Genomic DNA, 20,038 nt, shown 5'->3' with positions numbered 1-20,038 from the left:
GATGCGTATCCTCGTCAAAGGGGCCGGCGTCGCCGGCCTCACGGTCGCGCATGAACTCCATGCCCGTGGTGCCGACGTCACGGTCTTCGACCCGCGTCCAGGGTTCGGCCATGCCGCATCCTGGCTTGCGGGCGGCATGCTGGCGCCCTGGTGCGAGCGTGAAAGCGCCGAAGAGGCCGTGCTGACCCGCGGGTTCGATGCCGCCGACCGGTGGGACTCGATCCTGCCTGGAGAGGTACACAGAAGCGGGACACTGGTGGTGGCGCCGGCGCGCGATCATGGAGAGTTGAAGCGCTTCTCCAGCCGCACAACGGGTTATGAATGGGTGGAGGAAGGCGAGGTTTCCGTGCTCGAACCGGCGCTTGCCGGGCGCTTCCGGCAAGGCCTGTTCTTTGCGCGCGAAGCCCATCTCGATCCCCGGCGAGTGTTGAGAGCACTGCAGGAAAAGCTTGGCAGGCAGGGCGTTACCTTCGTCAGCGAGACTGCAAGCGAACAGAGTTTCGACGATATTGTCGATTGCACCGGCAGCGCGCGCATCGCACAGACCCCAGACCTGCGCGGTGTGCGAGGCGAAATGCTCTACCTTCAGACCGATGAGGTCGAACTCACCCGGCCCGTTCGCCTGCTGCATCCGCGCATTCCCGTCTATATCGTCCCGCGCGGCGGCGGCCTTTTCATGGTCGGCGCGACGATGATCGAGACCGAGTTCGACGGGCCGATCGCGGCGCGTTCGTTGATGGAATTGCTGAACGCAGCCTATGCGCTGCACCCGGCTTTCGCGGATGCCACCGTCATTGAGACCGGCGCCGGTATCCGCCCGGCCTTCCCCGATAATTTTCCGCGTGTCAGGCGTGAGGGAAACGCGATCATCCTCAACGGCCTTTATCGCCACGGTTTCCTGCTGGCACCGGTCATGGCCGCTGAGGCCGCAGATCTCGTCTTCTCCCGAACCACCATAGGAGCGCATGCCCCATGAGACTGATCGTCAATGGCGAGCCCCAGACCATCACTGTCACGACGCTTTCCGAGCTGCTGGTCACGCTGGACTATGAGGGCGACTGGCTTGCAACCGCCGTCAACGGCGAACTCGTTCATCGCGAGGATCGCGCCGACCACGCCCTCGATGACAATGACAGGATCGAAATTCTGACCCCGATGCAAGGAGGCTGACCCATGCTGACCCTTTATGGAACCGAGGTCGCGTCACGCCTTCTCTTGGGCACCGCGCGCTACCCCTCTCCCGCCATTCTCGCCGAGGCCGTCAGACAATCGGCAACGGAGATCGTAACGGTGTCGCTGCGCCGTGAGACCGCCGGCGGGCGCAATGGCGGCGCGTTCTTCGAAATGATCCGCGCGCTCGGCGTCCGCGTGCTTCCGAATACCGCCGGCTGCCATGGTGTTTCCGAGGCGGTGCTGACGGCCAAGATGGCGCGCGAGGTGTTCCAGACCAACTGGATCAAGCTCGAAGTCATCGGCAATCACGACACGCTACAGCCGGATGTGTTCGGGCTCGTAGAAGCCGCACGCATTCTTTCCAGCGAAGGGTTCGACGTCTTTCCCTATACGACCGATGATCTGGTGGTGGCCGAGAGGCTGCTGGAGGCAGGCTGCAAGGTCCTGATGCCCTGGTGCGCGCCGATCGGCTCTGCCGCCGGGCCGCTCAATCTGTCCGCCCTTCGGGCCATGCGAGCGCATTTCCCCGATGTGCCGCTGATCGTCGATGCCGGCATCGGCCGACCGTCGCATGCGACAACGGTCATGGAGCTCGGCTTCGATGCGGTGCTCTTGAACACTGCTGTCGCTGGCGCCCGCGACCCGGTCGCCATGGCCCGCGCCTTTGCCAAGGCGATCGATGCAGGTCGGCAGGCCTTTGGCGCCGGCATGCTGGAGCCGCGCGACATGGCGGTGCCATCGACGCCGGTGATCGGAAAGGCAGTGTTCGCATGAGGCTCGACCCTTTCTATCTCATCGTCGACAGCGCCGACTGGATCGCCCGGCTGGTGCCGCTCGGCGTCAAGCTGGTGCAGCTGCGCGTCAAGGATCGCACGCCGACCGAGATACGCGCCGAAATCCGAAAAGCGAAGGCGATCTGCTCGGCGCATCAATGCCAGCTCATTATCAATGACTACTGGCAGCTTGCCATCGAAGAAGGGTGCGACTTCATCCATCTCGGACAGGAAGACCTGGCCCTCGCTGATCTCAGCGCCATCCGCAAAGCGGGCCTCAAGCTCGGGTTATCGACCCATGACGAGGCCGAACTGGCGACAGCCCTTGCCGCCAGCCCGGACTATATCGCGCTCGGCCCGATCTATCCGACCATCCTCAAGAAAATGCCATGGGCGCCGCAGGGCCTCGACCGGCTGCGCGCATGGAGAGACAGTATCGGATCGCTGCCGCTCGTCGCCATCGGCGGGCTGAACCTGGATCGCATCGCGGGCGTATTCCAGCACGGCGCCGACAGTGCCGCCGTCGTGACCGACATCACGCTGAACGCCGATCCCGAGGCGCGAACTCTGGAATGGATCGCCGCGACCCGCATCTATGCCACCGATCAATAAACAGATATCGGCAGCTCCACCTGTCAAAGCAAGCCATCCCTCAAGAAGCACTTGCGCGCTTGCGCCTATCCTTCCTGACTGGCGAGCTTGAACGGTCCCGACCGCCTCTTTCGCCGGCTTACCCTTGCGGGTGTTTGCACATGGCCTTCTTGCGGCAGAGAGATAACCGCCTTGAGGCCGGGATCATTGGGAGTGAGCTGGATGTCTCCGCCGTGCTGCCTTGCAATGGCGCGAGCGATCGACAGGCCCAGCCCAACACCGCCGGTGTCCCGGCTTCTGGACGCCTCCAGGCGGAAGAAGGGCGCGAATACCTTCTCCGTCATGCTCTCGGGAATGCCCGGACCATTGTCTTCCACAACGATGTCGATGGTGGTGGCTGAATGGTGGATATAGACCTTCGCATGGCCGCCGTAGCGCGCCGCATTTTCAGTGAGGTTGCGGACTGCGCGGCGCAGCCCGTCCGGCCGGCACCGGTAGGTCGTCTTCGGTCCCTCGATATATTCCACCGGCAGACCAAGGTCGGCGAGGTCGTCGCAGATGCTACCGACCAGCGCCTCCAGTTCGATGGCCCGCGTTTCCTCCGCCGTGGATTCGCCGCGTGCGAAGGAAATGGCGGCCTCCGTCATGCTTTGAAGCTCATCGATCGTCGACAGCATCTTCTGCTGGATGTCGGCGTCCTTGACGAATTCGGTCCTGAGCCGCAGCGAAGTCAGCGGCGTCCTGAGATCGTGGCCGATCGCCGCCAGCATCCGGGTGCGATCATCGACAAAGCGATGAAGACGCTCCTGCATTTTGTTGAATGCCTCGGCAGTGCGCCTGATGTCGTCGGGGCCGGTTTCTGGCAAAGGCGGGAGGTTTTCACCCCTGCCCAAAGCCTCAGCCGAGAGCGCGAGACGTCTCAGCGGGCGTGCGATCCGGCTGGCGATGAACACCCCGATCAGCGACAGAATGAGCGCGGTTGTCGCCAGGGACGTGAGCGATTTCACACTCCACCACTGGTCGATATCGGGCTTGTAGAAAGCCGTGTTCAACCAAACGCCATCTCCAAGTTTGATCGCCAGCCCATATCCGTTGTGATCGCCGAAATAGACGAACTTGGCAGGTTGCGGCGAGTTCCACAGAACCGGCGGCGGTGTGGTCCATCTGATGGACGCATCTGCCGCGATCACCTCTTTGGACATCAGGCTGCTGGCCTTGGGGTTCGAGCGAACACCATACTTTCCAGTGAGATCGATGAAGTTTTCGATCGGGCGGGTCAGTTCCGCTGCCGCGCGTGCTCGCCATGCATTAGCATCGGTCGGCTCTTCTGAGGAGAGCCAAAAGCGGGAATAGCTGGTCTCGCTGGCGAAAAGAGCCTGGTTGCGCAGCGGCTCGGGCACGGATTCCATCAGCCGCGTAACCGAGGCGCACCTGCTGAAGAACTCGCTTTTCATCGCCGCATGCAGCGCCTTGGTTCGCTCATCCCAGGAGATCACGAATGTCAGGGCCTGCGAGACCACGAGCGCAAGCAACGTGAACCCTATGAACTGCGCGGCAAGGCTTCTCCTCCACCAGTAGATCATTCGAACCCCACATCCACCGACAGGCTGTAACCGCCACCCCAATGCGTCTTGATGACCGACGGATTTTTCGGGTCCGGCTCGATCTTCTTACGCAGCCGGCTCACCTGATTGTCGATGCTTCTGTCGAAAATATCGGCCGTCTTCCCGACAGTGAGGTCAAGAAGCTGCTCGCGGCTGAGAACCAGCCCGGGACGTTCGAGGAACACTCTCAAAAGCCTGAACTCGGCCGTGCTGAGCGGAATGCCGACACCATCGTCTCCAGAAAGCTCCTGCCGGCCCATATTGACGCGCCACTGCCCGACGCGGACGACCTTTGCTTTTTTCAGCGTTTCCCGCTGCTGCTGCGGCACGCTGTTTGCCCGGCGCAGGACAGCCCTGATCCGGGCCAGCAGCTCGCGCGGATTGAACGGCTTCACGAGATAATCGTCGGCGCCGAGTTCGAGACCGATGATGCGATCGGTGTCCTCGGTCATCGCCGTGAGGAATATGATCGGAACATCCATCGTCGCCCGCAGGTGGCGGCAGACGGAGAGGCCATCCTCGCCGGGCATCATGACGTCGAGAACGACGAGATCGACCGAACTGCGCTCAAGAATCCGCCGGAGTGCGACGCCGCTGTCGGCCACGCTTACCCTGTAGCCCTGCTGCTCAAGATACTGGCCGACAAGGTCTCTTATGTCCGCGTGGTCATCGACAACAGCGATATGCGCAGCTTTTTGCATATACAGTTTCCACCATGTTGAGCCACTTTACAAAAGCTCAGGCCCGTCCGCATCGAAAAAAGTGTATCAAAGTTTCACAACGACCGCCCGGTTGCGGCCAGCGCGGCGCCCGTTCCAACCGGAACGGGCGGCGCCACTCGATAGGCATTGCGATCAAGTTTCATGAACGCCGGAACCGACCACATTGGTAAGCTCCGGCTCACGCGGATGCGGGCTCTTCTCCGGCTTGCGGAGAAAGCCGACGACGAAGGTGAAAAACACCGGCACGAAGAAGATGGCGAGCAGGGTTGCGGAGATCATGCCTCCAAGAACCCCGGTACCGATGGCGTTTTGGCTCGCCGCGCTTGCGCCCGTTGCGATCGCCAGCGGCACGACACCCAATGTGAAGGCAAGCGAGGTCATCAGGATCGGCCGGAATCTCATCCGTGCAGCCTCGATCGCGGCCTCCCGCACCGAGTATCCCTCGGCGACGAGGTCCTTCGCGAATTCGACGATGAGGATGGCGTTCTTGGCCGAAAGGCCGATGATGGCGATAAGGCCGACGAGGAAATAGATATCGTTCGGCAGCCCGCGCAGCATCACCGCCAGGACCGAGCCGAGCACGCCGAGCGGCACGACGAGCATAACCGAAAGGGGGATCGACCAGCTTTCGTAGAGGGCCGCCAGCAGGAGGAAGACGAAGAGAACGCTGAGACCGATCAGGAAAGGCGCCTGCGATCCCGACTGGATTTCCTGGAAGGATTGCCCCGTCCATTCGAAGCCGAAGCCCGCCGGCAGTTGCTGCGACAGCCGCCCCATTTCGGCGATGGCGTCTCCCGAGGAATATCCGGCCGCCGCCTGCCCGCCGATGCGGATCGAGGGATAGCCATTGTAGCCGACCACCTGCGACGGACCGCGAACCCAGTCGATCGATGCGAAGGCGGATAGCGGAACCATGCTGCCGTGACTGTTCCTGACGTTCAGCCTCAGCAGATCCTGGGTCTGCATGCGCTGCACGGCATCCGCCTGCACGGTCACACGCTGCATGCGGCCGGCATTCGGATAATCGTTGATATAGGACGACCCGAAATTCGCCGACAGCGTGGCATTGATGTCACTGAAGCCGACGCCGAAGGCGTTTGCCTTTTCCCGGTCGATCATCAGGTTGATCTGCGCTGCATCCGGCAGTCCTTCGACACGCACCCCGGCAAGAACGGGACTTGCCCGGGCCGCATTCAGCAATTGCGCCGAGGCGGCGGCAAGCGCCGTCTGCCCTGCGCCCGATCGGTCCTGAAGGCGATAGGCAAATCCGTTCGAGGTGCCGAGCCCCTGGATCGGCGGCGGCGAGAGCGCACGCACCGAGGCATCGCGGATCGAGGCGAATTTCGCATTCACGCGCGCGGCGATCGCGGCGGCGGAATCGCTCGGGCCGCGCTCGCTCCAATCTTTCAGCGTGATGAAGGCAAGACCGGCATTTTGTCCAGAACCGGAATAGGAAAAGCCCGAGACGGCGACGACGTTCCTGATGGCAGCTTCCTCCCCAAGGATGCCTTCCATCTGCCTGATCGCCTCGCGTGTCCTGTCGGTGCTCGCTTCGGCAGGCGCCTGCAGTTCGGCGATCAGATAGCCCTGGTCCTCGTTCGGCAGAAATGAGTTCGGCAATTGCAGGTAAGCCCAGCCGAGCCCGCCAAGCAGGGCAAGATAGATGAGCATGAAACGGCCTGCACGCCTGACCGTCGCCCCGACGCCGACCGAATATCGCCGCGTCAGGCTGTCGAAGCCACGATTGAACCAGCGGAAGAAGAAGGTCCTGCGTTCGTGCCCGTGGGAGACCGGCTTCAGGAAGGATGCGCAGAGCGCCGGCGTGAAAGTCAGCGCCAGCAGGCCCGAAAACAGGATGGAGACGACCATGGTCAGGCTGAACTGCTGATAGATGACCCCGACGGCGCCGGGGAAAAACGCCATCGGAATGAAGACGGCGGTCAGGACAAGGGTAATGCCGATGATCGCCCCGGTGATCTGCGACATCGCCTTTTTCGTCGCATCCTTCGGCGACAATTTTTCCTCGGCCATGATGCGCTCGACGTTCTCGACCACGACGATGGCGTCATCGACGAGAATGCCGATCGCCAGCACCATGGCAAACATGGTGAGCACGTTGATCGAGAAGCCGGCGGCGTACATCACCGCACAGGCGCCGAGAAGCGCGACCGGTACGACGAGCGTCGGAATGATGGTGTAGCGGATGTTCTGCAGGAAGAGGAACATGACGATGAAGACGAGGACAATCGCCTCCAGCAGCGTATGCACGACCTTCTCGATGGAGACCTCGACGAAAGGCGTGGTGTCGTAGGACACCTCATAGCTGAGGCCAGGCGGGAAATAACGGGAGAGATCCTCCATGGTCGCGCGGACCTGCTCGGCCGTGGCAAGCGCATTGCCGGTCGGCGTCAACTGTATCCCGACATTCGCGCTTGGCTGACCGTTGAGGCGGCTCGCGAAATTATAATTCTCTCCGCCGACTTCGACCCGCGCAACGTCGCGCAGCCGTACTGCGGAACCGTCCGGATTGGCGCGAAGAATGATCTCGCCGAACTCCTGCGGCGACCGCAACTGCCCCTGGACATTGACGATGGCCGATGTCTGCTGGCCGGGCAAATTCGGGCCGGCGCCGACTCGCCCCGCCGTGACCTGTGCATTCTGCGCGGTGATCGCATTGGTGATATCCGCCGCGGTCAGGTTCAGGCCGAGCATCCTGTCCGGGTCCATCCAGACGCGCATGGATCGCTGCGTGGCGAAGAGTTGCGCATTGCCGACACCCGGAACGCGCCGCAATTCCCCGATGACGTTTCGGCTGAGATAGTCGCCGAGACCGACGGCATCGGTCCTCCCGTCCTCCGAGCGCAGCACGACCATCATCAAGAACGAGGTACCGGCCCGATCCACCCTGATACCCTGCTGTGTCACCGCGCTCGGCAGGCGCGGCTCGACGCGGGCAATGCGGTTCTGCACCTCGACCTGCGCCTCGCCGACATTCGTGCCTGTCTCGAAGGTGACGTTGAGTGCGATGCGCCCGGATGCTTCCGACACGGATTCGAAATAGAGAAGCCCGGGCACGCCATTCAGTTCTTCCTCGATGGGGCGGGTGACCGACTGGTAAATGTCCTCCGGCGTGGCGCCGGGATAGTTGGTCGAAACCGTGATCTGCGGCGGCGCGACCTGCGGATAGCGCGCGATCGGCATGAGCGGCAGGGTAAGAATGCCCGCAAGCGTGATGAAGATTGCCACGACCCAGGCAAAGATCGGGCGGTCAATGAAGAAATTGGCCATGGAGGCACCTTATCGTTGCAGGGGCAAGTTGGCTTGGGCGGCCGCGCGCTCGGCCGTTTCCGCTGTCGGTTTCGCGGTGGCGACGGCGGGATCGGTCCAGGGCTGAGGCGCGACCGTTGCGCCGGCGCGTGCCCGCTGGAAGCCGTCGACAACGACACGGTCTCCGGCTTGAATGCCCTGGTCTATGATCCAGCGCTGGCCGACCGCGCGGCCGACCGCAACGCTGCGCTGCTCAAGCTTGTTTTCATTCGCGATGACGAAAAGGCTTGCATTGCCGGCCGCGTCCCTCTGGACAGCCTGTTGCGGGACCGCAAGGCCCGCGTTCCGGGTCCCTTGTGCGACCTCGACGCGCACATACATGCCGGGCAGCAGTTCACCGTCGGGATTTGGAAACTCGCCCCGAAGGGTGACTTGCCCGGTGGTCGCATCGACGGCCGCCTCCGAGAACAGGAGCCGCCCGGGATGCGGGTATTCCGTCCCGTCATCGAGGCGCAACCCGACGCGAGCCTCGTTGGACCCCGCGGTCAGGCTGCCATTGGCAAAAGCCTTGCGGAGACGGATGAGATCGGATGCCGGTTGCGTAAAGTCGGCATAGATCGGGTTCAACTGCTGGATCGTCGCCAGGTTCTCGGAGCTATTGGCCGAGACCAGCGCGCCCTCGGTGATCATAGCGCGCCCGATCCGGCCGGAGATCGGTGCCGTCACATTGGAATATTGCAGGTTAAGCTTGGCCGAGACGAGCCCTGCCTCTGCGACGGCGACATCCGCATCGGCCTGCGCCAGCCGGGCGACGGCGGAATCATAGTCCTGCCGGCTGGTGACGTTCGACTTGCGGAGCTGTTCCTGCCGCTCGGCAGTCTGTCGCGCATCCAGTTGCACCGCCTTCGCCCTGCGCAGGGTGGCTTCGGCGCTGTCGACCTGGGCCTTGAAGGGCGCCGGGTCTATTCTATAGAGAACGTCGCCCTGGTTTACCGTCGCACCCTGCTGAAAGACCTGTTCGGTGACGATGCCCGTAACGCGCGGCCTGACTTCCGCCACCCTCGTGGCGGTCACCCGGCCGGGAAGCTCGGTGGTCATCGGCAGCGCCTCGGGGGCGACCGTGATGAAGCCGACGGCTGGCGGCGGCGGGGTCTGCGGAGCGGAAGCCTCGCCCCGCTCGCACGCGGTCAGGCTCAAGGTCGTTATAGAAGCGGCAGCCAAGCGGGCGAGTAGCATGCGCATATGGAACTCCATATCAGATGGACAGGATGGCGACCGGCGATAGCCGGCGAACATCGGCGATCGCGGCCGATACATTGCATTTCAAAGGGTGTGAGGTCGGAACCATCGTGCTCAACTCCGTCGGCGTCTTGGGGACTTTGGAGGCGACAAACTACACGGCGGCTGTCGCAAGGATGTGCCCGGCACGGGCCAATTTGTAACAAGCTGTCGCAGCTTTATCGCATCTGCCGCGTGCGCCGATGCTGCGACGCAGCAAGAGCCGCGCACCGTGACGGCAAGGGCCAAAGCGGAGCCGAGCCCCTGAAAACATGGTGCTTGTCGCCGCATCGCTCAGGGCATTGTCAGGATGAGCCTGTCTTCATGCCTTGGCCGAGCCACGTCATGCTCCGCGACATGCGTCTACATCTTCGGCACAAAGCTGCGACATGCCTGGCCTATCTTCCGGTTTGAAATTCACTGCACGTTCGGCAATGTCGAAACCAACAGGAGGACAGGAAATTGGCCATCGAGCTATCGCAAATCGCAATATTGCGCAGAGTGCTGGAAGACTTCTGCTCCCGCCATGATCTGCGGCTTTCCGACCAGCCCGCGATCATCGCCGCGCGGGAACTCATGAGATTTGCGGACGAAGGTGAAAGCGATCCCGCAAATCTCGCACTCCTCCTCAACGAGACGATGCCCTCGCATCTTCATCGCGAACCACAATCCGCAAGGGCGTGAGCCGGTGTTCAACGACGTTCGATCGATGCGGCTCGTGTTCTAAAGCTCACGACGAACCTCTGAAAAGGAAGTAAGCGCATGCAGCTGTCTCGCCGTACTATGCTCACCTCGATGGCCGCAATAGCGGTCGTTCCAAGCTGGAGCTTCGCAGCAGAACCCCGCAGGATATTGCTCGCCTATTATTCCTATACGGGGAACACCAGATCGGTTGCGGAGAAGCTCCGGGCGCAAGCTGGCACCCAGCTTCTTGAGATCAAAATGGCAGATCCCTACCCCTCCGATATCCGCAAGGCGGCGGAGCGATCGAGATACGAGCTTGAAACCGGCACGCTTCCCGCATTGCTCGGCGATCCCTACGACGTATCGGATTATGATCTGATCCTCGTCGGCGGCCCGGTGTGGTGGAACACGGTCGCGGCTCCCGTCATGAGCTTTCTCGAGCGGACGGACTTTCGCGGCCGGAGCGTCGGCCTCTTCGCCACCTATGCACTCACCCCTTCACACTATGAGAGCAACTTCGCGGCTCAGGCGCACAACGCACTCTTTCTGCCGGGCCTGATGGTCAACGAATTTGATCTTGCAAGCGGACGGGCTGGCGACGCGATCGATTCCTGGGGTATCCGAACCGGGTCAAAGGGCGGAGCAAAGACGTTGTAAACGGCATAGGCTGCGTATCAGGAAAGTCGCCGCGGGCGATCGCTTCGGTGAAGCAGCGCAGATGATAAATGTAAGGCGATGGTGGGTGCCCGGCCGAAAGCGACTACGTGCTGGATACCAAACGTGCCTCAAGCAGGTCTATCTCGCGAACCAGTGTCTTGGCTGTCGCCTCGGGAAGCTTTCTCGCGCGTGCCATCCCGAAAATCGCATCTCGTTCGGCACGAAGCCCCGATAGGCGAAGGGCGCGTTCGATATCCTCCATTCTCTGCGCTTGCTCGGCCTCATCGCCCGTCTTGGAGCGCCCGTCGATGCGTTCGCGGTAAAACTCCATGAGCCTTGCCCCGACTTCCGAGTAGAAATCGGCATCGCTCTGCCCTGCGCCCATTCGGTGCTGGGCCGTCTGGATCGCCTTGATGGCCGCCTCTGCCGCAGCGATCCGTGCCGCGTCCTCCTCTTGCCGATGTGTGGGCTCGGGCGGCAGATCGAGATTCTTCAGCAGAAACGGAAGAAAAACGCTCGCCAGGACCAGGGAAGTGATGATGACGCCTGCGGCTAGGAAGATCGCAAGCTCGCGCGCCGGAAACGCGCTGCCATCGTCCAGTGCCAAAGGCAGCGTCAGGATACCGGCAAGGGTTATGGCGCCGCGAACGCCGGCAAGCGATGTCGCAACCACGAGCCTCCAGCTCGGTGTCCTTATGGTTTCCCCTCGCCTTGCCGCGCGAAAAAGCGTGAAACGAAGGGAAATCCAGACCCAGGTCAACCGCATGATCACAAGCGCCGCCGTGATGGCGACAACATAGATGATCAGCCAGATCGTGTGACCATGACCGGTCTCGCCCACGACTTTCGCCGCGCTGGAGGCGATGTTTGGAAACTGCTGTCCAAGAAGCACGAAGACCATGCCGTTCATCGCGAACTGGATCGTATCCCAGACGGTCTGCGTCCGAACCCGGGTCACGGCGAGCGCCCTGCCGCGGCGCTCGACATAGCTCATGGTAATCCCCGCGGCGACGGCGGCCAGAATGCCCGAACAATGAAAATGCTCCGCGGCGAGATAGGCGCAGAACGGTATCAGCAGGCTGATCAGGATATGGGAGCCGGTATCCTCACCGAGTTTGCGCGAAACAAGGTCGCGCGCACGCGTGACAGCCCATGTCAGGCCGACACCGATGGCGATCCCGCCCAGCGCCAGCCACAGAAATGTCGTGACCGCTTCGCCGACGGAGAAGGCTCCTGTCACCGCGGCGGCCACGGCGAAACGCATGCAGACAAGGCCCGATGCATCATTGAGGAGGGATTCGCCTTCCAGGATGTGCATCAATCGCTTCGGGATCGGAACGCGCGCCGATATCGCTGAAACGGCAATGGGATCGGTGGGCGACAGGATTGCCGCCAGCGCGAAAGCGACGGGCAGAGGCATGGAAGGGATCATCCAGTGAATGAAGATGCCGACCCCAAGAACCGTGAAAAGCACAAGGCCGAGCGCCAATTCGAGAATGACGCCTTTGTCGTGCAGCAACCCCTCCTTCGGGATGCGCCAGCCGTCCAGAAACAACAGGGGCGGCAAGAAGAGCAGGAAGAAGATCGACGGGTCCAGCTCGACCGCCCGGCCCGTCACGACGGCGACCAGCATCCCCAGTCCGATCTGGATCAGCGGCAAAGGTACCGCGATCGGCAGAATCCGGGTCACCGTCCCGCTGACCACCACCATGGCCAAAAGCGCCAGCGCGATCGTTATTCCTTGCATCACATGTCCTTGTCGTGGGTCGTAGGCGCGTTCAATCAGAATACCGGATAGAATCAATTCCGGCGCATAATTGAGAACATATCCGTCGAAAATTGAAGTCTGTCTCTTGTTGGACGGGCGAGGAACGCAAATAGGCTGCCCAACCGGGCAGCCTATTTGCGTAGGAATTTTCGTGCTTGAGGATGATTGCCGAGCTCGAATGCCTAGGCCGAGATTGACGAAATCTCGCCGCGAGCCTGGGAAATAGCAGCATCCCTGGCTTCAGGGCCGAAGGCCAGGCCTTCTGCCCGAACGATGGTCACATCATGCAGTCCGAGAAAGGCAAGAACGCCCTTGAGGTAGCTTTCATGATGTTCAAATGCGGCATAAGGCGAACCCGGCGCATAGGCACTGCCGCGTGTGGAGGCAATGAAGATCTTCTTCGACGGGGAGACCAGGGCCTGAACCTCACCGGTATCGTTGTAGGTGAACGTACGACCCGCGACGACAATACGGTCGATCCAAACCTTCAATTGCGAAGAGACCGAAAAATTATACATCGGGGCTCCGATGACAATAATATCGGCGCCGAGGAGCTCGGTCAGATATTCGTCGCCTTTGGCAATGTCTCCACGCAGGCCCTGTTCTTCTATCGGCGCACCGTGTCGGGCGGCGATGTGACCGCCTGAAAGGTGGCTCGCAACATCCAAGGCCAGATCGCGATAGATGACATCAATCGAAGGGCGCAGTGCCTTCTGGCGGGCGACAATCTCGGCCGAGAGAATGCGGCTGACGGAGTTATCACCGAGAACACTGGAATCTATGTGTAACAGTTTCATCGAGGCGTCCTTTAAAGGCTCCCATCGGAGCGCGTGTCTGATCGATTTGACGATGAACGGTTTCGCTCCCCGGGTTAGGGGAGCGCATTGATTGGAGGTCACGCGCCTTTGGCGAGCAGCACCTCTTTCGTGGACGGGCGCAGGACATTGTCGAGCGCCCAGCTGCCTGCACCGGCAAAGGCGAGATAAAGGAAGATGAAGCAGAACATGATGGCGGGCTCGCCCATATTGAGCGCCGGCCAGAAGCTCTGTGGCGCGTGGGCCATCCAATAGGCAGCCGCCATCTCGCCCGCAGCGACGAAGGCGGCGATGCGGGTGTAGTATCCGGCCGTCATCAACAGTCCGGTCACGATCTCGATCGCGCCGGCGACAAGCATGATGGCGGGCAGCGGATAGGGCACGCCCGGGATCGCTGCCGGGAACTGGAAGAATTTCATCGTCGCATGCTCAAGAAAGAGCAGTGCGGTCACGATCCGCAAAATAGCGAGGATGTGAGGTGTCCATTTGGCCGTGTTAGGCATGGTATTTCTCCTGGATAAGCATTGAAAGGGTCAAGCGGTGGTGGTTTCAGCGCGCTTTGGATGCCGCTCCCGGCACATTGCCGAAGCGGAAGCTGGATGCGGTGAGCCCGCCCGCGAAATCCGTCTGGTGGTAAGTTACGGCACCGGGTTCGTCCCGGGCGGCACCTACCGCGACCATCAGCGGGATGAGATGGTCCTCGCGTGGATGCGCGGCACGGGCAAAAGGAGCTTTCTCCCATTCGAGCAGCCGCTCGGCGCGCTCATGCGGCAAGGAATGAACCAGCGTCTGCTGGAGCCAAGCGTCGAAACGGCGGGACGGCTCATGACCGTTATTGCCCCGCATTTCCCGCAGGTTGTGATAGCTGAGGCCGCTGCCGATGATCAGCACGCCCTCGTCGCGCAATGGCGCCAGCGCCCGCCCGGCCTCAAGATGCAGCGCCGGATCGTAGCTGGCATCCAGTGAAAGCTGAACGACCGGAATATCCTCGTCCGGGTAGAGCGGCTTCATGATGCTGAACGTGCCGTGATCGAAGCCGCGAGCCGGATCAAGCCCCGCCTTGAGCCCGCGTGCCTGCAGAAGATCCTGCACGCGCTTTGCAAGCTCGGGCGAACCGGGGGCGTCATATTTGATCTGATAGAGATAGTCCGGAAAACCGTGGTAGTCGTAGACCATGCCCGGCCTGGCACCGGATGAGATGGTGAAGCCCGGCTCTTCCCAATGACCGGAGACCACGAGGATCGCCCTGGGCGCGTTGTCGAGCTCCGCCCGCATCTCGATCAGCGATTGCTCGAGCCTGTCGAAATTACGGCGGAAATCGTCGGTGATATACGGCCAAGGACCGCCGCCATGACTGACGAAATAGGTCGGAAGGCGAAGCTCGGTGGTCATAGTCTATCCTTGCGAAGCACGCCTGTGATACGGGCGTGAAGCCGACGGGAAGGTTTTTTCCTGTTCGTCACCGAAAGTGAGCTTTTCACACAGGTTGATCAATGCACCTTACATTGAAACAACATTTCCTCTATGTTGATGATCGATGGATACGTTAACGAGCCTGCAGGTCTTCTGTACGGTGGCGGAGCTTAAGAGCTTCACGGCTGCCGCGGATCGTCTTGGTCTCTCGCCAGCGATGGCGAGCAAGCATGTGATGCACCTGGAAAACCGCCTCGGAACCCGGCTGCTGAACCGAACCAGCCGTCATGTCAGCATGACCGAAACCGGCATGCTCTATTTCAATCAGACGAGACAGATGCTCGACGGTCTGGACGAGGTGGAAGCAGCCGTCAGCAACGTCACGGTCACGCCGCGCGGAACCTTGAAGCTCAGCGCTCCCGTCTGGATCGCAAATACACTCATCGCACGCACGATTGCCGAATATCACCAGCGCTATCCCGATGTGCGCTTCGACATGGATCTCAGCGGCCGGATCGTCAATCTCGTGGACGAAGGCTTCGATCTCGCGCTGCGGGCGACGACACCCGAGCGGCTAGACCCCAGCCTCATCGCACGCCCATTGATGGAGGTCGGCTTTCATCTTGTGGGCGCTCCCGCCTATCTGTCGCGCACTGGCCGCCCGGTCGAACTGGCCGATCTCAATGGCCACTCGCTGCTGCTCTATAGCGGCATAAACGCCAACGGCAGCTTGACGTTCAATGGGCCGAAGGGGCCGGAGACGGTGAATTTCCGACCCGTCATGCAAAGTGAAAACGAGAATATGCTGCATCTGGCGGCGCTGGAGGGCATGGGCCTTGTCTTTCTGCCTGTATGGATGACGCAAACCGACCTTGCCGAAGGCCGACTGGAATTGGTCCTGCCCGATACGGTCACATTCAGCGCCACCCTCCACGCCGTTTATCCCAGCAGGAAATATTTGTCCGCCAAGGTCCGCACCTTCATCGATTTCCTGGCCTCGCGCAAAAACCTCTGCCGATCAGCAAGCGGCAATAATTAGCCGGATAATTATAGGCAGGATTTGTGACAAGCTGCTGCCGCCGATCCTATCTTGCCACATGCTCACTGGAGAGCGCGGTTACATCCGCCTCAACAGATTGAAGGCAATCATCCACATTGTCAGCGTAATCAGCGTCTCCAGGATCCGCCAGGATGCCGGCCTCGAAAAGATCGGCCGCAGCCAGGTCGCGCCGTAACCGAGCGAGAAGAAGAACAGAAACGAACCGGTGACAGCGCCCGCCGCGAAGGAGACCTCATACCCCGGAAAGCGGGTCGAGATGGTGCCGAGCAGCATGACCGTATCGAGATAGACGTGCGGATTGAGCCAGGTGAGAGCAAGGCAGGTGAGGAGGGTCGCCCGAAAGTTCGATGCACCCGCCTCCTGAACTCCCAGCGCGCCTGACGAGCGAAACGCGGAATAGAGGCTTTTCGCACCGTACCAGATCAGGAACGCCGCTCCTCCATAGCGCATGACCGGATCGAGCCAGGGCAGCAAGGCGGCGATCTGCCGGAAACTGCTCACGCCCAGCGTGATCAGCATGGCATCCGACACTGCACATGCGAAGCAGACGGCGAATATGTGCTCGTTGCGCAGCCCCTGACGGAGCACGAAGGCGTTCTGCGCACCGATCGCGACGATCAAGCTGAGCCCCATCATCAGGCCTGTTCCAAAAACCGGAAAGTTCATGCTTTGAAATGCTCCCTGGAGATCAAGAGCCGTCCGCTATCGCATCTCGACTATTTAGGGTAGTTAATGTTTCTAACTCCAATTAAGCAAAACTAATCCATGCTCGACTATTCCGCTCTCCGCGCCGTTTCGGCGGTCGTTCAAACAGGCAGTTTCGAGAAAGCAGCAGGCCTTCTCAACGTGACGCCCTCGGCCGTCTCGCAGCGCGTGAAACAGCTTGAGGAGCGCCTCGGTATCGTCCTGATCGTACGGGGCAATCCCTGCACCGCGACCGAAAAGGGAGAATGGCTCTGCCGGCACATGGAAAATGTCGGCATGCTTGAAACCGAGCTGTTCGATCATCTGCCCGCCCTCCTCGATCCGACGGAATCCGAACCGAGGATGACGCTGCACATCGCGACCAATGCCGACAGTCTCGGAACATGGTTCCTGACGGCCATGTCGAACTTTGCCAGCCGCTCGCCATATCTGCTGAACATCGCGATCGATGACGAGGACCATACCGCCGAATGGCTACGGCGAGGTCAGGTGGTCGCTGCGGTCACCAGTCTGGAAAAGCCGGTTCAGGGCTGCCGGCGCATGTCTCTCGGTGCGCTGCGCTATCATGCAACCGCAAGCCCGGATTTCATTGCCCGGCATTTCCCGCAGGGCGTCACGGCGCAGGCCATTGGCAACGCGCCCGCCCTGACCTTCAACCAAAAGGACAGGCTCCAGAGCCGGTGGATGCGTCAGGTGTTCGGGGAAGACCTCAGCCCTCCGGCCCATTGGCTGCCGTCGACGCAGGGCTTTATCGAAGCCAGCCTTTCCGGCATGGCATGGGGCATGAACCCGACGGCCCTCGTGCGTGAGCACCTGGCGTCCGGACGGCTGGTCGAGCTTATCCCGGAGACGCCATTGGACGTCCCCCTCTATTGGCAGATGAACCGCCTTGCCGCTGACCGGCTGCTTGACCTGACGCGCGAAGTCACGACGGTCGCCAAGCATCATCTGCTGGGTCCTTGATCAACGGGTCTCATCACCCGTTTCCATTTGTGGCGGATTCACCTTAGCCGCGAGATCAAGTCGCATGAACCCAAACAGGATCATTTTTTGATTCGCGGTCGCGAAAACAGCCCTGGGCCGCCGATCGCTGCCGCTTCAAGGCGCGTCTTCGCACGCTCTCTCTTGTGTTCCAGCACGGATCAAAATCAACAGTTTGACGTCGTCGTACCGGGCAGAGAAATACCTGACGCCCCACCGTTGTGCCTCCACTAACCATAAGATGTATCTAATATTTGATACATCTAAAATTCCCTATGGCTGGGCCGTTTCCAACCCAACCATAGGAAGAATCCACATGGCTCATGACCCCGCTCGCGGCAGACGTATTCGACAGGCAATATCTCAACGTAAGATCCGGAAAGTGCATGCCCTCGCCGCCGAGCTCAACGTGTCAGTCGCCGCCGTTTCACGCTGGCAGAATGGCGGTCACACCTCTTTGGAAAGCGCCACTGCGCTGGCCCGCCTGCTCGATGTTTCCCTCGACTGGCTCCTGCTCGGGCGCGGCACCATGGACTGGCACAGGGATAGCACGATCTCCGTAACCGAACTGCAATGGGTGCTGGCGCTGCGCAGCCGGCCCGCGACCATCCGATCCCGCCTCCTCGACCTGCTTGAAGCCATTCCTCCGGAACAGCCATTACGCTGAGCGTAATTCCTCTGCGCTTATCAACCTCAGGTCAACAGCTTTAGGTTGATTAAGAATCCAATACAAAAGATCTTTCTAATCAGGGTTTTGGTCACGGCGCCGGCACAGAAAAGCCAGACCAGCACAGCTTTCGCCGCAACCGGAACCCTTGCTTCACTCTCAACGCAAAAGGATTGTTGACCATGTCTACATTGCTGACCATCAACGTGAAGAACTACCAGAAACAGACTCAGAATTTCTATTTCTTCCAGGAGCCGGCCATCTACACCGGCGGCGGGCCGGTCTATTCGAACAGCCTCTATTCGCTGTCCCTCGGCAACCATGACGATACCGGCGCAATCCTGACCTTCGAGGTCAATCTGCAATATTATGCCGGCATCCAGCAGGCCCACACGCTGCCACAAGTCGGATCCGCCTCCGGCTACGCATCCGCCAGCCGCGCCGTCGATCTTACACCGAGGTCGTCAGGCAACTCGCCGAACAACTCGACGGACGCGACGGTCACTCCGCTTGGTCTTTCCAGAGCGAAATATGAGGAAGACGTGCAGACAGGCGCCTTCCGCATCAACACACCCATCGCCGGCTCGCCGCCCTACTACAATGTCGGCTCAGCCGTCGCCGTCAATGGTGGCATCGTGCTTTCCAACTTCGTCCAGGCAAATCCGAACAGCCACACCGATTGCCAGCCGATCCTCAAATATTACGTCCAGACCGGTTGGTATACGCCTGGCAACGTCATGAACTTCACACAGTCGAGCAGGTCTGCCGCTGGCTGCGACTTTACCGGCGGTTACACCGTCTGCGACGTCGAACTCGATTCGACCGGCAGGTGGAGCGTTGAACTCGGATAAGCCTCATGTGGTCATGCCGGTGAAGCGCCGCCCCAACACCCCTTCACCCGCATAAGCCACATGATGTCCGCCGCCCCCCCAACAGGGCGGCGGACAGCCTGGACCCCCATCCACTCGAGCAGCACCTGATCCCGACGCCGGAAACATCCAGCGTAGGACCATGGTGCAGGGCGCCGACGCGCCGTTCGCTCAAATGCCCGGAGGCGGCCTCAGCGCGCCTCCCCGAGCACTCACAGACACGGCGCACGGCGCGAATGCGCTCACCGCCACAGCAGGTCCGGCGGCATGCGTCGCCGGTCAGCGCTCCCCGCATGCCGCGGGGAACGTTCGTCCCCCTCTCGTGAAAAGGAGAACCGCTATGCAAATTACCAAACTACGCAGCCGCATCCTTGCTGCGACGCTTACCAGCCTCGCTGCCCTCTACGCGACAAGTTCGGCGCATGCCTATTCCGTCTATCGCGGCGTTGATGCAAATGGAACGGGAATCGTCATTTGGACTTCGGCGAACTTCGGCGTTAGTGCAGGCCCTGCTCTGGCTCCACCGAATCTCCCGACTCTATCGTTCTTCCACTATGCCGATGACGCTGCTGCGCGCCTCGGCCGGCCTACTGAGCATTGCTTCGTCAAAGTGGATCTCGGCGATCTGTTCAATCCAGCGGTCAGCTTCGGGGTTCCAGTCGGGAACGTCAATTTTCCAATCAATGGAGTTAGTGGCTACAATCCAACGGCGTTCCCCTGGAAGATCACCTTCGACAATATCCCCCCCAATCACTGGAGTATTGCAAAGACACAGATCCAAGGTCCGATAACGACGAATGCGGAGGCAGGCAGAGTAGCGGCCGCAGCTTTCCAAAGCCTCGCCAACACGCGAGGCTCTGGTGTTACCGTCATCAACGGCACTCGGAACGATTGCAGTGCCCAATAGACTTAACTTTAGAAAAAACTAATTTTGTAGGCACAGCATCTTTTACCGCCGGCATTCTTGGTCCGGCGGTTTTTTCGGGAGAATTCGATACGGGAGTTCATCAC

At 60.8% G+C, this 20,038-nt stretch carries 20 protein-coding genes; 11 read left to right on the top strand and 9 right to left on the bottom strand.

What is annotated here, in order from left to right; all coding sequences use genetic code 11:
* Window position 1: 1 nt before the first annotated feature.
* The 4 genes from thiO to AC1RO0_RS15810 are packed head-to-tail and all read left to right on the top strand — an operon-like array spanning window position 2 to window position 2,558.
* Entirely contained in the window at window positions 2–976 is a 975-nt protein-coding gene (thiO, locus tag AC1RO0_RS15825) for a glycine oxidase ThiO (protein ID WP_498593840.1), read from the top strand.
* A complete protein-coding gene (gene thiS / locus AC1RO0_RS15820) occupies window positions 973–1,170 on the top strand; it encodes a sulfur carrier protein ThiS (protein WP_498593839.1) in 198 nt (65 codons plus the stop codon). The genes thiO and thiS overlap by 4 nt, the downstream gene beginning before the upstream one ends.
* 3 nt (window positions 1,171–1,173) lie before the next feature.
* On the top strand, window positions 1,174–1,947 hold the full coding sequence (locus AC1RO0_RS15815; protein ID WP_498593838.1) for a thiazole synthase: 774 nt from the start codon (window positions 1,174–1,176) through the stop codon (window positions 1,945–1,947).
* Entirely contained in the window at window positions 1,944–2,558 is a 615-nt protein-coding gene (locus AC1RO0_RS15810) for a thiamine phosphate synthase (RefSeq protein ID WP_498593837.1), read from the top strand. The genes AC1RO0_RS15815 and AC1RO0_RS15810 overlap by 4 nt, the downstream gene beginning before the upstream one ends.
* Window positions 2,559–2,623: 65 nt before the next feature.
* On the opposite strand, the gene AC1RO0_RS15805 is transcribed toward AC1RO0_RS15810, so the two are convergent.
* The 4 genes from AC1RO0_RS15805 to AC1RO0_RS15790 all read right to left on the bottom strand — a co-directional run bounded on the left by AC1RO0_RS15805 (window position 2,624) and on the right by AC1RO0_RS15790 (window position 9,372).
* Complete coding sequence (locus AC1RO0_RS15805; protein WP_498593836.1) at window positions 2,624–4,120, bottom strand: ATP-binding protein; 1,497 nt, start codon at window positions 4,118–4,120, stop codon at window positions 2,624–2,626.
* Window positions 4,117–4,842, bottom strand: coding sequence for a response regulator (locus AC1RO0_RS15800; protein ID WP_498593835.1), 726 nt, complete (start codon window positions 4,840–4,842; stop codon window positions 4,117–4,119). The genes AC1RO0_RS15805 and AC1RO0_RS15800 overlap by 4 nt, the downstream gene beginning before the upstream one ends.
* 153 nt (window positions 4,843–4,995) lie before the next feature.
* Window positions 4,996–8,151, bottom strand: coding sequence for a multidrug efflux RND transporter permease subunit (locus AC1RO0_RS15795; RefSeq protein WP_498593834.1), 3,156 nt, complete (start codon window positions 8,149–8,151; stop codon window positions 4,996–4,998).
* A 9-nt stretch (window positions 8,152–8,160) separates the two neighbouring features.
* Window positions 8,161–9,372: an efflux RND transporter periplasmic adaptor subunit gene (locus AC1RO0_RS15790; RefSeq protein ID WP_498593833.1), complete on the bottom strand. Its 1,212-nt coding sequence runs from the start codon at window positions 9,370–9,372 to the stop codon at window positions 8,161–8,163.
* A gap of 498 nt (window positions 9,373–9,870) precedes the next feature.
* Between AC1RO0_RS15790 and AC1RO0_RS15785 the strand changes: the two genes are divergently transcribed.
* Together AC1RO0_RS15785 and AC1RO0_RS15780 are read left to right on the top strand one after the other, a co-directional pair.
* Window positions 9,871–10,092 (top strand): hypothetical protein, encoded by a 222-nt coding sequence (locus tag AC1RO0_RS15785; protein WP_498593832.1) that lies wholly within the window; start codon window positions 9,871–9,873, stop codon window positions 10,090–10,092.
* A gap of 78 nt (window positions 10,093–10,170) precedes the next feature.
* Window positions 10,171–10,749: a flavodoxin gene (locus AC1RO0_RS15780; RefSeq protein WP_498593831.1), complete on the top strand. Its 579-nt coding sequence runs from the start codon at window positions 10,171–10,173 to the stop codon at window positions 10,747–10,749.
* Window positions 10,750–10,852: 103 nt separating this feature from the next.
* On the opposite strand, the gene AC1RO0_RS15775 is transcribed toward AC1RO0_RS15780, so the two are convergent.
* From AC1RO0_RS15775 to AC1RO0_RS15760, 4 genes are all read right to left on the bottom strand, one after another.
* Window positions 10,853–12,496 carry a Na+/H+ antiporter gene (locus tag AC1RO0_RS15775; protein WP_498593830.1) on the bottom strand — a complete coding sequence of 548 codons (1,644 nt, stop codon included), beginning with the start codon at window positions 12,494–12,496 and terminating at the stop codon, window positions 10,853–10,855.
* Window positions 12,497–12,699: 203 nt separating this feature from the next.
* Window positions 12,700–13,314 (bottom strand): FMN-dependent NADH-azoreductase, encoded by a 615-nt coding sequence (locus AC1RO0_RS15770; RefSeq protein WP_498593829.1) that lies wholly within the window; start codon window positions 13,312–13,314, stop codon window positions 12,700–12,702.
* Window positions 13,315–13,412: 98 nt separating this feature from the next.
* Window positions 13,413–13,835 carry a DoxX family protein gene (locus tag AC1RO0_RS15765; RefSeq protein ID WP_498593828.1) on the bottom strand — a complete coding sequence of 141 codons (423 nt, stop codon included), beginning with the start codon at window positions 13,833–13,835 and terminating at the stop codon, window positions 13,413–13,415.
* A gap of 46 nt (window positions 13,836–13,881) precedes the next feature.
* A complete protein-coding gene (locus tag AC1RO0_RS15760; protein ID WP_498593827.1) occupies window positions 13,882–14,724 on the bottom strand; it encodes a DODA-type extradiol aromatic ring-opening family dioxygenase in 843 nt (280 codons plus the stop codon).
* A 145-nt stretch (window positions 14,725–14,869) separates the two neighbouring features.
* On the opposite strand from AC1RO0_RS15760, the gene AC1RO0_RS15755 reads away from it, so the two are divergent.
* Entirely contained in the window at window positions 14,870–15,784 is a 915-nt protein-coding gene (locus tag AC1RO0_RS15755) for a LysR family transcriptional regulator (RefSeq protein WP_498593826.1), read from the top strand.
* A 78-nt stretch (window positions 15,785–15,862) separates the two neighbouring features.
* Here AC1RO0_RS15755 and AC1RO0_RS15750 read toward each other — a convergent pair whose 3' ends face one another.
* Window positions 15,863–16,471: a LysE/ArgO family amino acid transporter gene (locus AC1RO0_RS15750; RefSeq protein WP_498593825.1), complete on the bottom strand. Its 609-nt coding sequence runs from the start codon at window positions 16,469–16,471 to the stop codon at window positions 15,863–15,865.
* Window positions 16,472–16,570: 99 nt separating this feature from the next.
* On the opposite strand from AC1RO0_RS15750, the gene AC1RO0_RS15745 reads away from it, so the two are divergent.
* From AC1RO0_RS15745 to AC1RO0_RS15730, 4 genes are all read left to right on the top strand, one after another.
* Complete coding sequence (locus AC1RO0_RS15745) at window positions 16,571–17,473, top strand: LysR family transcriptional regulator ArgP (protein WP_498593824.1); 903 nt, start codon at window positions 16,571–16,573, stop codon at window positions 17,471–17,473.
* Between the two features lie 334 nt (window positions 17,474–17,807).
* A complete protein-coding gene (locus tag AC1RO0_RS15740; protein ID WP_498593823.1) occupies window positions 17,808–18,158 on the top strand; it encodes a helix-turn-helix domain-containing protein in 351 nt (116 codons plus the stop codon).
* Between the two features lie 182 nt (window positions 18,159–18,340).
* On the top strand, window positions 18,341–19,009 hold the full coding sequence (locus tag AC1RO0_RS15735; RefSeq protein WP_498593822.1) for a hypothetical protein: 669 nt from the start codon (window positions 18,341–18,343) through the stop codon (window positions 19,007–19,009).
* Window positions 19,010–19,367: 358 nt separating this feature from the next.
* Window positions 19,368–19,934, top strand: coding sequence for a hypothetical protein (locus AC1RO0_RS15730; RefSeq protein ID WP_498593821.1), 567 nt, complete (start codon window positions 19,368–19,370; stop codon window positions 19,932–19,934).
* Window positions 19,935–20,038 lie beyond the last annotated feature (104 nt).

The sequence above is a fragment of the Rhizobium sp. GW821-FHT14E12 genome, from assembly GCF_058803745.1.
This window is presented reverse-complemented; position numbering and strand designations above follow the sequence as displayed.

Excerpts from the sequence above, each read along its gene's own strand:
- AC1RO0_RS15800 (WP_498593835.1), bottom strand. The coding sequence starts at position 4,842 with ATGCAAAAAGCTGCGCATATCGCTGTTGTCGATGACCACGCGGACATA.
- AC1RO0_RS15735 (WP_498593822.1), top strand. The coding sequence starts at position 18,341 with ATGTCTACATTGCTGACCATCAACGTGAAGAACTACCAGAAACAGACT.
- AC1RO0_RS15795 (WP_498593834.1), bottom strand. The coding sequence starts at position 8,151 with ATGGCCAATTTCTTCATTGACCGCCCGATCTTTGCCTGGGTCGTGGCA.
- AC1RO0_RS15755 (WP_498593826.1), top strand. The coding sequence starts at position 14,870 with ATGGATACGTTAACGAGCCTGCAGGTCTTCTGTACGGTGGCGGAGCTT.
- AC1RO0_RS15780 (WP_498593831.1), top strand. The coding sequence starts at position 10,171 with ATGCAGCTGTCTCGCCGTACTATGCTCACCTCGATGGCCGCAATAGCG.
- AC1RO0_RS15745 (WP_498593824.1), top strand. The coding sequence starts at position 16,571 with ATGCTCGACTATTCCGCTCTCCGCGCCGTTTCGGCGGTCGTTCAAACA.
- AC1RO0_RS15770 (WP_498593829.1), bottom strand. The coding sequence starts at position 13,314 with ATGAAACTGTTACACATAGATTCCAGTGTTCTCGGTGATAACTCCGTC.
- AC1RO0_RS15790 (WP_498593833.1), bottom strand. The coding sequence starts at position 9,372 with ATGCGCATGCTACTCGCCCGCTTGGCTGCCGCTTCTATAACGACCTTG.
- AC1RO0_RS15765 (WP_498593828.1), bottom strand. The coding sequence starts at position 13,835 with ATGCCTAACACGGCCAAATGGACACCTCACATCCTCGCTATTTTGCGG.
- AC1RO0_RS15760 (WP_498593827.1), bottom strand. The coding sequence starts at position 14,724 with ATGACCACCGAGCTTCGCCTTCCGACCTATTTCGTCAGTCATGGCGGC.
- AC1RO0_RS15815 (WP_498593838.1), top strand. The coding sequence starts at position 1,174 with ATGCTGACCCTTTATGGAACCGAGGTCGCGTCACGCCTTCTCTTGGGC.
- AC1RO0_RS15775 (WP_498593830.1), bottom strand. The coding sequence starts at position 12,496 with ATGCAAGGAATAACGATCGCGCTGGCGCTTTTGGCCATGGTGGTGGTC.
- AC1RO0_RS15730 (WP_498593821.1), top strand. The coding sequence starts at position 19,368 with ATGCAAATTACCAAACTACGCAGCCGCATCCTTGCTGCGACGCTTACC.
- AC1RO0_RS15750 (WP_498593825.1), bottom strand. The coding sequence starts at position 16,471 with ATGAACTTTCCGGTTTTTGGAACAGGCCTGATGATGGGGCTCAGCTTG.
- AC1RO0_RS15810 (WP_498593837.1), top strand. The coding sequence starts at position 1,944 with ATGAGGCTCGACCCTTTCTATCTCATCGTCGACAGCGCCGACTGGATC.
- AC1RO0_RS15740 (WP_498593823.1), top strand. The coding sequence starts at position 17,808 with ATGGCTCATGACCCCGCTCGCGGCAGACGTATTCGACAGGCAATATCT.
- AC1RO0_RS15805 (WP_498593836.1), bottom strand. The coding sequence starts at position 4,120 with ATGATCTACTGGTGGAGGAGAAGCCTTGCCGCGCAGTTCATAGGGTTC.
- thiO (WP_498593840.1), top strand. The coding sequence starts at position 2 with ATGCGTATCCTCGTCAAAGGGGCCGGCGTCGCCGGCCTCACGGTCGCG.
- thiS (WP_498593839.1), top strand. The coding sequence starts at position 973 with ATGAGACTGATCGTCAATGGCGAGCCCCAGACCATCACTGTCACGACG.